Annotated in this window: 9 protein-coding genes; 6 read left to right on the top strand and 3 right to left on the bottom strand. The window is 66.7% G+C overall.

Annotation, left to right across the window (positions count from 1 at the left end):
• Positions 1-189: 189 nt before the first annotated feature.
• From fliE to OKW41_RS39855, 5 genes are all read left to right on the top strand, one after another.
• The gene (fliE, locus tag OKW41_RS39875) at positions 190-525 is read left to right on the top strand and encodes a flagellar hook-basal body complex protein FliE (protein ID WP_429575869.1); all 336 of its coding nucleotides are present in this window, start codon (positions 190-192) and stop codon (positions 523-525) included.
• A 271-nt stretch (positions 526-796) separates the two neighbouring features.
• On the top strand, positions 797-1,231 hold the full coding sequence (gene fliS, locus OKW41_RS39870) for a flagellar export chaperone FliS (RefSeq protein WP_429453990.1): 435 nt from the start codon (positions 797-799) through the stop codon (positions 1,229-1,231).
• Positions 1,228-1,554, top strand: coding sequence for a flagellar protein FliT (locus OKW41_RS39865; RefSeq protein ID WP_429453992.1), 327 nt, complete (start codon positions 1,228-1,230; stop codon positions 1,552-1,554). The genes fliS and OKW41_RS39865 overlap by 4 nt, the downstream gene beginning before the upstream one ends.
• Positions 1,555-1,660: 106 nt before the next feature.
• Positions 1,661-3,088 carry a flagellar hook-length control protein FliK gene (locus OKW41_RS39860; protein ID WP_429575868.1) on the top strand — a complete coding sequence of 476 codons (1,428 nt, stop codon included), beginning with the start codon at positions 1,661-1,663 and terminating at the stop codon, positions 3,086-3,088.
• A complete protein-coding gene (locus OKW41_RS39855; RefSeq protein ID WP_429453996.1) occupies positions 3,088-3,447 on the top strand; it encodes an EscU/YscU/HrcU family type III secretion system export apparatus switch protein in 360 nt (119 codons plus the stop codon). Before OKW41_RS39860 ends, OKW41_RS39855 begins: the two co-directional genes overlap by 1 nt.
• A 751-nt stretch (positions 3,448-4,198) precedes the next feature.
• Here OKW41_RS39855 and OKW41_RS39850 read toward each other — a convergent pair.
• Both OKW41_RS39850 and OKW41_RS39845 read right to left on the bottom strand, forming a co-directional pair.
• Positions 4,199-5,617: a coniferyl aldehyde dehydrogenase gene (locus tag OKW41_RS39850; RefSeq protein WP_429575867.1), complete on the bottom strand. Its 1,419-nt coding sequence runs from the start codon at positions 5,615-5,617 to the stop codon at positions 4,199-4,201.
• A 107-nt stretch (positions 5,618-5,724) separates the two neighbouring features.
• Positions 5,725-7,413 (bottom strand): isovaleryl-CoA dehydrogenase, encoded by a 1,689-nt coding sequence (locus OKW41_RS39845; protein WP_429575866.1) that lies wholly within the window; start codon positions 7,411-7,413, stop codon positions 5,725-5,727.
• A gap of 316 nt (positions 7,414-7,729) precedes the next feature.
• Between OKW41_RS39845 and OKW41_RS39840 the strand changes: the two genes are divergently transcribed.
• Entirely contained in the window at positions 7,730-9,391 is a 1,662-nt protein-coding gene (locus OKW41_RS39840; RefSeq protein ID WP_429575865.1) for a GMC family oxidoreductase, read from the top strand.
• Between the two features lie 59 nt (positions 9,392-9,450).
• On the opposite strand, the gene OKW41_RS39835 is transcribed toward OKW41_RS39840, so the two are convergent.
• Positions 9,451-10,419 carry a LysR substrate-binding domain-containing protein gene (locus OKW41_RS39835; RefSeq protein WP_429575864.1) on the bottom strand — a complete coding sequence of 323 codons (969 nt, stop codon included), beginning with the start codon at positions 10,417-10,419 and terminating at the stop codon, positions 9,451-9,453.
• Positions 10,420-10,531: the final 112 nt, after the last annotated feature.

Below are 10,531 nucleotides of genomic sequence, written 5' to 3'. Positions count from 1 at the left end.
CGCCGGGGCTCGGCGGACGGACAGAGACTTTCACTTTTGAAATTATCCGCAGCGCCGCTCAACCCGATTGCTTGAATAGAGCCGGGTTTCCCCTCTAGTTTCGGGACTTTCCGCGAGGAGCCGCTGCTATGCTTTCGTCCAGATCGGTACACCGTCCGGCGGTCCGATCGCACATCCAACGGAGAAAACATGACCATGCCCGTGAACGCGCTATCGTCGGCGCTGCAACAGATGCAGGCGATGGCGGCGCAGGCGGCCGGCGACGCGACCCCGGCGGCGGAGCAATCCGGCGCCGCGACGCCCACCAACTTCGCGGCGGCGCTGAAGGCCTCGCTCGACAAGATCAGCGGCGACCAGCAGAAGGCGATCGGCGAGTCGCAGGCGTTCGAGCTCGGTGCGTCGAACGTGTCGCTGAACGACGTGATGGTCGACATGCAGAAGGCCAACGTCGGTTTCCAGTTCGGCCTGCAGGTGCGCAACAAGCTGGTCGCCGCGTACAACGACATCGCGCAGTTGTCGATCTGAGCGGGATCGCGCAGGTCTGCCTGAAAGACTGAATGAAGGTCCACACGAGTCCCGTCCGACGATCCGGAACGCCGCTGCCGGCGCTTGCGCCGGCAGCTTCGTGCCGTGTTTCCCGTGCCCGCCCAGCGGCGCTTTCGATCCTCCTTACGCCGGACTAAAGCTTTGTCGTCGCGCATCCGATAACCCAATTACAGGTCAGCGACCGGCGCGTCAACGCGCCGCGCGGCCACGCCACGACTTAACCGCAGCCAGTATCAGAGGAGGAGCGCCGATGTTTTCCCAAGGGCACGCTGGAGCCAACGCGTATGCGCGTGTCGGTATCGAGACATCCGTGATGGGCGCAAGTCCGCATCGTCTGATCGTGTTGCTGTACCAGGGCGCACGCCAGGCGATCGCGCAAAGCCGCATGCATTTGCAGCAGGGCAACGTGGCCGAGCGTGGCATGGCGATCAGCAAGGCGATCCGGATCATCGAAAGCGGGCTGCAGACGTCGCTCAACCTCGAGGTGGGCGGCGAAATCGCCGAACGGCTCAATGCTTTGTACGACTATATGGCGCGTCGACTGTTGCAGGCCAATATCAATCAGAGCGAGGCGATGCTCGTGGAGGTGGACCGTCTGCTCGCGACGCTCGAAGAGGCATGGATCGGGATAGCCCCGGAGATCGCGCGGATGGCAGCACAGCCAGCCGCGGAAAGCCTGAGATGACATCGAACGCAGAATATTTTGCCCGCTACGAGGCGATTGCCGCGCTGTCCTGCCGCATGCTGATGGCGGCCCATCGTGCACTGTGGAACGACCTGGCGCACTTGCAGGAAGAGTATCGGCAGCTGGTCGAAGCGCTGCGCGAAGCCGACGTGGGCGTCAAGCTCGACGAGGCCGAACGCCTGCGCAAGTACGCGCTGATCCGCCAGATCCTCGCCGACGACGCCGCGATCCGCGACCTCGCGAATCCGGGTATGGCGCATCTGTCGGCGCTGTTCGCCGGCCGGTCGACGCGCGTGCTGAAGGAGTTGTACGGGGCGCGCTGAGCGCGAGCGGGCGCGCGCGTGAGCTGGCGCCACGCCGCACGCGTCTGAAGGATCGGAGCAATCAGAGCATCGCGCGCGTCGCCGCCGATGCGACCAAGGAACCGGCATGAACGGAATCGATTCGGCCCTCGCTTCGGTGCTGTCGAGCCGGATCGACAGCCTGCTCAGCATCGCGCCGGGAACCGCGACCACCTCGCAGACCGGCGCGGCCGGCGTCGATACCGCGGTTCCCGCGGCGCCTGCGAACGTGACGCCCGCGCCCCAGTCGTCCGCGCAAACGGCGCTGTCGGCCATCGCGCTGACGCTGAATGCAATTGCGCACTCAGGCGGCGAGGCCACACCGGCGGTGCTCGGCCGCGCGCCGATCTGGGCGGCCGCGCCGGCGCTCGACGTCGCCATCGAAAGCTTGCAGCTGACCGATGCGGCGGGCGCCGCGACAGTCAATTTCGCTGCCGGCGATTCCGCCGCTGCTGCCAACACCAATACCAATCCCAACGCTGCCGCCAGCGCAACCGCGGCCGCCACCGCGAGCGTGGCGGCGACCGAAGTGCCGGTCGCGGCGCTCGCGGCCACGCTGCAACAGACGGTCGCCGACAGCGGCCTGTTCTACGAGGCGCATCTCGCGGCGTGGCTGGTCGGCCAGCGTTCGCCGGCCCAACTGGCGAACGAGGCGCAGAACCAGCTCGTCGCAGATTCTCAATTGCCTCCCGACTGGAGCGCCGACGCTGGCGACGCGAGCGCGCGGTCCGCTGCGGCGAACGGAGCCCCCGAGGCAACGCCACGCGGCACGCCGAACGTTGCCGAGAACAACCCTGCCCTGCACGCGATGCCGTCGATCCTGACCGCGCAGGCCGCGCGACTCGTCGCGGGCGAGCTGCTGGCCAGCTCGGTGTCCGACCTGAATGGCCAGTCCACACACGCGGGGCTGCACAGCGCGGTGTCTCAGGCGGCCGATGCCGGCTCGTCGCAGAGCGCCCAGGCGATGACGGCGGCGGTGCATCCGGCGACGGTGCCGCTCGTGCGCCAGCAGCTCGATCTGCTTGCGACCGGACAGTTCCGCTGGACCGGCGAGGCGTGGCCCGGCGCGCGTCTGGACTGGACGATCGAGCAGGATGGCGACGAATGGGACCGCAGCGGCGGCGGCCTCGCAAGCGAGGACGACCAGCCGTGGCGCACGCGCCTGACGCTGTCGCTGCCGACGCTCGGCACCGTCGATGCCGAACTGACGCTGACCGGCACGCGGCTGACCGCGCGCGTGCAGGCGAGCCCGCGGGGCGCCGCGCGGCTCGCGATGCAGGGGGACGGTTTCCGTCAGCGGCTCGCGGCGGCGGGGCTCGATCTGCAGGGATTGACGATTCGGGAGATCGGCGGCGGTGTGCCTGGTGCTACCGCGGCGGGCACCTCGGCGGCGGGTGCGCAGGCCGCGGGCGCGTATGCACGGTCGGCGTCGGCGGCTGTGGCCACGTCGACGGCGTCGGCGTCGGCGTCGGCGTCGGGCGCCGCATCGCGCGACGACTTCAATTGGGATATCTGATGAGCCGCACCCATCGTCGCAGCGCGGCTGCGCTTGTTTATGACGCTCATGGCGGCGAGCCCGCCCCGCGTGTGGTCGCCAAGGGGTATGGGCTGCTCGCTGAGATGATCGTGCAGCGCGCGAAGGAGGCTGGGCTGTATGTGCATGAGGCGCCCGAGATGGTGTCGCTGCTGATGCAAGTCGATCTGGATGCGCGGATTCCACCGCAGCTTTATCAGGCTGTCGCCGAGTTGCTGGCCTGGTTGCATCGGCTCGAGAGTGGGGCTGATGCTGAGCCGGGCAATGGCGCTGGCGCGCCGGATGTGGTTGATGTTGTTGCTACTGATGTGCCTGGCGGCGCTAGTACTGCGGATCACTGAAGGTGTGTGTTTGCCCTTTGGCAGGGCGGGGCTTTTTTGTCGTTGTTCTGGCTTTGTTGGCCTTTCCTTGTTGTCTTGTCGGTCTATTAGCGTTGCCCCTGTGCGGGGCGGGGCTTTTTCCGGTGTTCTGGCTTTGTTGGCCTTTCCTTGTTGGCTTATCGGTCTATTAGCGTTGCCCCTGTGCGGGGCGGCACCTACTTTCTTTGCTGCTGCAAAGAAAGTAGGCAAAGAAGACAGCTAAAACCGCCAACTCTTAAGCGGGTCCCTCGGTCTGCATGAGGTAGTGGTGCATCTGGAATCCGTGCCCCCGCACATTCCGCGGTAGTGACAAGGCTGTCATTCTTCCGGCGGCGCTACGCGCGCCGAAACCCCGTTCAAAAACCACCGGTTGTTGCGGCGCATCGCCGAGGCGCAGCCGAGGGTCCCCGCTGCGCGGGCCAAACCATTGGTTTCCATGGCAGACCCGTCCGCGACGCACGTAGTGCGGAGTGGGAGGGATGACGGCTTTGTCACGAACGGGGAATGTGCGGCGGCCCGGATTCCAGATGCACCACTACTCCTTCCAAGCCAGGGGCCCCGCTTAAGAGTTGGCGGTTTTAGCTGTCTTCTTTGCCTACTTTCTTTGCAGCAGCAAAGAAAGTAGGTGCCGCCCCGCACAGGGGCAACGCTAATAGACCGATAAGTCAGCAAGGAAAGGCCAACACCGCAACGAACAAAGACAAAAAAGGCCCCACCCCGCCCAGGGGCTAAATCAGAATCTCATCATCAACTTCAACACCGCGTTCACGCGTCTACCGTACGGTGGCGAAATCAACCCACGCGCATTCAACCGCGCCTGCATGAGCACGGGCTTCATCTTGGAAAAAGTAACGAACCCCTCGTACCCGTGGTACGCCCCCATCCCACTCGCCCCGACCCCGCCGAACGGCAAACTCTCACATGCCAAATGCATCAGCGTCTCGTTAACCGCCATGCCGCCGGCGATCGTTTCATGCGTGACACGCTCAACCGTCTGCGCATCGTCGGCATAGAGATAAAGCGCCAGCGGCCGCGGCCGCGCATTGATCCACGCGATCGCGTCGTCGAGCGTGTCGTACGGCACGAGCGGCAACAGCGGCCCGAAAATCTCCTCCTGCATCAGCGCGCATTCGTCCGGCGCGCCAGTCACGGCGATCAGCGGAAAGCGCCGGCTCCCGGCATCGGGCGTCGCGTTGGTCAGCGCATGCAATTGCGCGCCCGCAGTCCGCGCCTCGTGGGCGAGACGTTCGAGCCGCTCGAAGTGCCGCGAAGAAATGATCGACGTGTAATCCGGGTTCTGCGCGAAGTCCGGATACATCCTCGCCATCCGCACGCGCGCCCGTTCGATGAACGCCTGCTCCTTGCCGCGCGGCACCAGCACGTAGTCGGGCGCCACACAGGTCTGCCCCGCGTTCAGCGTCTTGCCGGCGATCAGATTGTCGACCGCGTTGTCGAAACGCGCATGCGCGCCGATCAGCGCCGGCGACTTGCCGCCGAGTTCGAGCGTGAGCGGCGTCAGATGCTCGGCCGCCGCGCGCATCACTTCGTGACCGACCTTCGTCGAGCCGGTGAACAGCAGATGATCGAATGGCAGCGCGCTGAACGCGGCCGCGAGCGCCGCATCGCCGTTGACGACCGCGACGTGAGTGCGCGCGAACGTCTGACCGATCAGCAGCTCGAATAGCGCCGACGTGCGCGGCGTCAGCTCGGACATCTTGATGATCGCGCGATTGCCGGCCGTCAGCGCGCTGATCAACGGGCCGACCGCGAGCAGCACCGGATAATTCCACGGCACGATGATGCCGACCACGCCGAGCGGCTGCGGCACCACCTTCGCGCGCGCCGGCAGCAGCCACTTGTTGGTGCGGCGGCGCTGCGCTTTCATCCAGCGCTTGCCGTGACGCAGCGCGGCGTCGATCTCTTCCTTCACGAGCAGGAATTCGGCGAGCAGCACTTCTTCCTTCGCGCGATTGCCGAAGTCCGCGTGCATCGCGTCGGCGAGCGCGTCGCGATTGTCGAGCATCAGCTTGCGCAGCGCACGCAGATGCGTCGCGCGCGTGTCCCACGACGGATAGGGCGCGCGCAGATACGCATGACGTTGATCGCGCAACAGTGCTTCGAGCGCGGCGACCTCCGGCAGATCGTTCTTCATGTGAGTCCACTCCCAGACGGATGACCGTGCGCGTCGAGCGCGCTTATTGGCTTGAGGTTGAGTCGGAGTTGCGAGCGGTGCGCTCGGGGTTTGCGTGCCCGCCGCGTTTACGCGGGAAAGGCGCGCTCGACGATCGCCGCGTGATCGAACGTGGCCGGCAGCGTGCCGTACACGCGGCCGCTTTCGCCGCAGCCGTCGGCGAGACGCGTCGCGATGAACGCGTCGGCGACCTCGACGGGCGCGTGCTGCGCGAGCAGCGTCGCCTGCGCGATCAGCACGATCTGCTGCGCGATACGTCGCGCCGACGCCTCGCGCGGTTCGGCCGGTCCGTTCAGCGTCGCGTCGAGACGCGCGAGCGCCGCGCCCAACGCCGGATGCGCGCGCGCGACGTCCTGCCAGGCGGCGAACAGCGCTTGCGCGGCCTGCGGCTCGCGCTCCATCGCGCGCAGCACGTCGAGGCACATCACGTTGCCCGAGCCTTCCCAGATCGAGTTGACCGGCGCCTCGCGATAGAAGCGCGCCATCGGCCCGGTTTCGACGTAGCCGTTGCCGCCCCAGACTTCCATCGCCTCGCCGGTGAATTCGAGCGCGCGCTTGCAGACCCAGTACTTCGCGGCAGGCGTAACGATGCGCCGCCAGGCGCGTTCGGCCGATGAAGCCGACGACGCGTCGGCGGATTCCTCGAACGCGCGCGCGAGACGCATGAACAGCACCGTAGCCGCTTCGGATTCGAGCGCGAGATCGGCGAGCACGTTGCGCATCAGCGGCTGCTCGGCAAGGTGCCGGCCGAACGCGCTGCGATGCCGCGCATGATGGACCGCCTGCACGAGCGCGGCACGCATCAGCGCGGCGCTGCCGATCACGCAGTCGAGCCGCGTGTAGCTCGCCATTTCGATGATGGTCGGCACGCCCCGTCCTTCGTCGCCGATCATCACACCGTACGCGTCGAGAAATTCGACTTCGCTGCTTGCGTTGGAGCGATTGCCGAGCTTGTCCTTCAGACGCTGGATCTGCACCGCGTTCTTGCTGCCGTCCGGCGCGAAGCGCGGCACGAAAAAGCACGACAGTCCCTCGTGCGTGTCGGTGCGCGCGAGCACCAGATGCGCGTCGCACTGCGGCGCCGAGAAGAACCATTTATGACCGACGAGCCGGTAGGCGCCGCCGCGTCCGCCGGCACCGTCGAACGCATCGGCGCGCGTCCGGTTGCTGCGCACGTCGGAGCCGCCCTGTTTCTCGGTCATGCCCATGCCGATCATCGCCGAGCGCTTTTGCGTGAGCGGCACGTCGCGCGGATCGTGCTCGCGTGTGTACAACTGATCGCGCAGCGTATCGAACAACGTGGATTCACGCCGCAACACCGGAATGCTCGCGAATGTCATCGTCAGTGGGCACAGCGAGCCGGATTCGATCTGCGCGTGCATGAAGTAGCCGGCGCAGCGCGCGGCCATCGCGCCGCTTCGCGGCTCGGCGAACGGAAGCGCGTGTAGCCCTTCGCGGCGCAGCAGCGCGAGCAGTTCATGCCACGCGGGATGGAACTCGAGCGCGTCGATGCGCTCGCCGCGCGGACTATGCGTGACCAGTTCCGGCGTATGGTGGTTGGCGAGCTCCGCGAGCGCGAGCGTGTCGGGCGTCGTCAGCGCCGCGCCGTGTCGCAGCAGCGCCTCGCGATGCCAGCTCGCGCCGTCGCGATCGACGGCCGCGCTCAAAGCGGCGTCGCTCGCGAACAGGTTGTAGTCCGCGAGCGGCGGTGCCTGATTCGTCACCTCGTGAGTCTGGCCGAAGCCGTGCCGTTCCATCTGCTGTCTCCGTGCTTTCGCTATTGTGCGCCGCTTTGCCGACGGCATCCGCGATGCGCTTCGACGCATCTGTTCGAGCGCCGCGCGTGATGCCGCATGCGGGAAGGAGGGCGCGCGTCGCGCCATGTTTGGAAGCCACGCGCGGGCCGTGCGCGCCTTTCATCATAGGGGCGCGTTGCCGCCGGCGTTTAGAGGAATCGTTCTGTCAGGAGGCCGCCGCAGCCCCAATACGCTCCCTACAATGCGCAGAAAACACACGTAGACAAGTGTGCACGAGACAGGGTCCGCGAGCAACGCGGCCCATCAGGAGGAGCGCATGCAATACGACTACATCATCGTCGGTGCGGGCTCGGGCGGCTGCACGCTCGCGAGCCGTCTCGCGGATAGCTGTCCCGACGCGACCATCGCGCTGATCGAGGCCGGTCCGCACACCGAGCGCAATCTGTTGGTGAACATGCCGGTCGGCGTCGCGGCCGTGGTGCCGAATAGACTGAAGACCAACTACGGCTACCTGACCACGCCGCAGCCGGGGCTCGCCGGTCGCCAGGGCTATCAGCCGCGCGGACGCGGTTTCGGCGGATCGAGCGCGATCAACGCGATGATCTACACGCGCGGCCATCCGCTCGATTACGACGAGTGGGCGCGGCTCGGCTGCGACGGCTGGTCGTGGGCCGAGGTGCTGCCGTATTTCCGCCGCGCCGAAGACAACGAGCGCGGCGCCGATGCGTGGCATGGCGAGGCCGGTCCGCTGACCGTGTCCGATCTGCGCTTCAGGAATCCGTTTTCCAGGCGCTTCGTGCAGGCCGCGCTCGAAGCGGGCTACAAAGCGAACGACGACTTCAACGGCGCGGATCAGGAAGGCATCGGCTTCTATCAGGTCACGCAACGTGACGGGCGCCGTTGCAGCGTCGCGCGCGCGTACATCTACGACCGGCCGCGCGCGAATCTGCACACGATGGCCGACGCGACCGTGCTGCGCGTCGTGTTCGACGGCAAGCGCGCGAGCGGCGTCGAAATCGTGCGCGGCGGCCGCGCCGAAACGCTCGCGGCGCGCGCCGAGGTCGTGCTCGCCGCTGGGGCGTTCAACTCGCCGCAACTGTTGATGTGCTCGGGCATCGGGCCGGCCGCGCATCTGCGCTCGCTCGGCATCGACGTGCTTCACGATGCGCCCGAGGTCGGCCAGAACCTGATCGATCACATCGATTTCACGATCAACAAGCGCGTGAGGTCGATCGAGCCCACCGGCTCCTCGTTGCGCGGCATCGCACGGATGCTGCCGCAATTCGTGACCTTCATGCGACACGGGCGCGGCATGCTGTCGAGCAACGTCGCCGAGGCGGGCGGTTTTCTGAAGAGCCGGCCGACGCTCGCGCGGCCCGATCTGCAACTGCATTTCTGCGCGGCGATCGTCGACGATCACAACCGCCATATGCACTGGGGCCACGGCTATTCGCTGCATGTATGCGTGCTGCGTCCGCATAGCCGCGGCACCGTGACGCTCGCAAGCGCCGATGCGCGTGTCGCGCCGCTGATCGATCCGCGCTTTCTGAGCGATGCGCGCGATCTCGATCTGCTCGTCGAGGGCGCGAAGATGGCGCGGCGCATTCTCGGCGCGCCGTCGCTCGCGCTGCACGGCGGCGAGGAGTTGTACACGCGGCCAGGGCAATCGGATGCGGAGCTACGCCAGACGATCGCCGAGCGCGCGGACACGATCTATCACCCGGTCGCGACCTGCCGGATGGGCGGCGACGCGCGCTCGGTCGTCGATCCGCAATTGCGCGTGCGCGGCGTGACGGGGTTGAGGATCGTCGATGCGTCGATCATGCCGACCCTGATCGGCGGCAACACCAATTCGCCGACGGTGATGATCGGCGAACGGGCCGCGGAGTTGATCGCGACGAGCCGGCGAGACGGAGCGGGGAGGTCGGCGACGGTGACGCCCCCGAACCCAGGTGACATGCCCGCGCAGGCGGTTTGATCGCCGTTTGCAAGGAGGTCGGCAAACGCGAGCGGCGTAACGCGGCTGGCCGCCGCCCGTCACTCGCCTGAGGGTGCCGGAGCTCCTTGCGGCGCTGCGATTCCGTTAAAGCCGATCCCCGGTCCGAGTATGAAATCGTCACTGACGTGGGTCGGCAGCGTTTCGCGCGCGACGTCGAGCCACGCGCGCGCCGCGTGCGACAGATAGCCGTTGCGGCGCCAGCCGATCGCCATTTCCCACGGGATCTCCGGTTCGATGACCGGGCGGCACGTGAACTGCGCGGGATCGAGCCGCCGGCAATAGGGCGCGGGCAGCAGCGCGATGCCGACGCCAGCCAGCACCAGCGCCGCCATGAAGTCCCAATGCCCGCTGCGTCCGACGATCGCGGGCGCAAATCCCGCCGCGCGACATGCGTTCAACACGACGTCGTTCAGCGCGAGGCTTTCGCCGTAAAACACGAACGGCTCATCGGCGAGTTGGGCGAGCGGCACCTCGTTCAACGCATCCCAGCGTGAGCCGGCGCGCGCGACGAGCCACAACAGCTCGCGCGACATCGGCAGCACGTCGATGTTGTCGGGGTCGACCGGCTGCAGCACACCGCCCAGTTCCAGTTCACCGTTGATCAGCGCGGCTTCGATCGCGCGCGAGCCCTGCTCGAACAGCTTCAGCTCGATCTTCGGATAGCGCTGGCGGAACGCGGCGATTGCGGGGGTGAAGAGCGCACCGCCCATCGGCGGAATGCCGATTGCCAGTTCACCGCGCCCGAGCGTGTCGAGATCGTTCAGCTCGGCCTGCAGTTGCGCGTGCGCGGCGAGCACGTCCTGGCCGCGCTGATAGACGATCCGGCCCACGTCGGTGAGAACCATCTGGCGGCCGTCGCGCAGCAGCAGCGGCGAGCCGATTTCGTCTTCCAGCGACTTGACCATCTTGCTGATGGTCGGCTGCGTGACGAACATCTGCTCAGCGGCGGCGGTGAAGCTTTGCTGACGGACCACTTCGACGAAATAGCGCAGCGCGCGGAGTTCCATGAGTGTGGTCTCCAGAATTCCAGTTTGGAATGGTTTCGATGATTGTAAGTCATTTTGTTTATGGCGCGGCGGGCCCCATACTAAGTGGCTTCCACACCAGCCAGGGGATGTC

It is taken from the genome of Paraburkholderia sp. UCT70, from assembly GCF_050434085.1.
GTDB classification, from domain to species: Bacteria; Pseudomonadota; Gammaproteobacteria; order Burkholderiales; family Burkholderiaceae; genus Paraburkholderia; species Paraburkholderia tuberum.
Note: the sequence above shows the minus strand (reverse complement) of the source record. Positions and strands in the feature narration are given on the sequence as shown.

What these genes read in the sequence shown, in the direction of transcription:
- OKW41_RS39855 (WP_429453996.1), top strand. Translation starts at nt 3,088, where the DNA reads ATGAGCCGCACCCATCGTCGCAGCGCGGCTGCGCTTGTTTATGACGCT.
- OKW41_RS39850 (WP_429575867.1), bottom strand. Translation starts at nt 5,617, where the DNA reads ATGAAGAACGATCTGCCGGAGGTCGCCGCGCTCGAAGCACTGTTGCGC.
- OKW41_RS39860 (WP_429575868.1), top strand. Translation starts at nt 1,661, where the DNA reads ATGAACGGAATCGATTCGGCCCTCGCTTCGGTGCTGTCGAGCCGGATC.
- OKW41_RS39840 (WP_429575865.1), top strand. Translation starts at nt 7,730, where the DNA reads ATGCAATACGACTACATCATCGTCGGTGCGGGCTCGGGCGGCTGCACG.
- OKW41_RS39865 (WP_429453992.1), top strand. Translation starts at nt 1,228, where the DNA reads ATGACATCGAACGCAGAATATTTTGCCCGCTACGAGGCGATTGCCGCG.
- OKW41_RS39845 (WP_429575866.1), bottom strand. Translation starts at nt 7,413, where the DNA reads ATGGAACGGCACGGCTTCGGCCAGACTCACGAGGTGACGAATCAGGCA.
- fliS (WP_429453990.1), top strand. Translation starts at nt 797, where the DNA reads ATGTTTTCCCAAGGGCACGCTGGAGCCAACGCGTATGCGCGTGTCGGT.
- fliE (WP_429575869.1), top strand. Translation starts at nt 190, where the DNA reads ATGACCATGCCCGTGAACGCGCTATCGTCGGCGCTGCAACAGATGCAG.
- OKW41_RS39835 (WP_429575864.1), bottom strand. Translation starts at nt 10,419, where the DNA reads ATGGAACTCCGCGCGCTGCGCTATTTCGTCGAAGTGGTCCGTCAGCAA.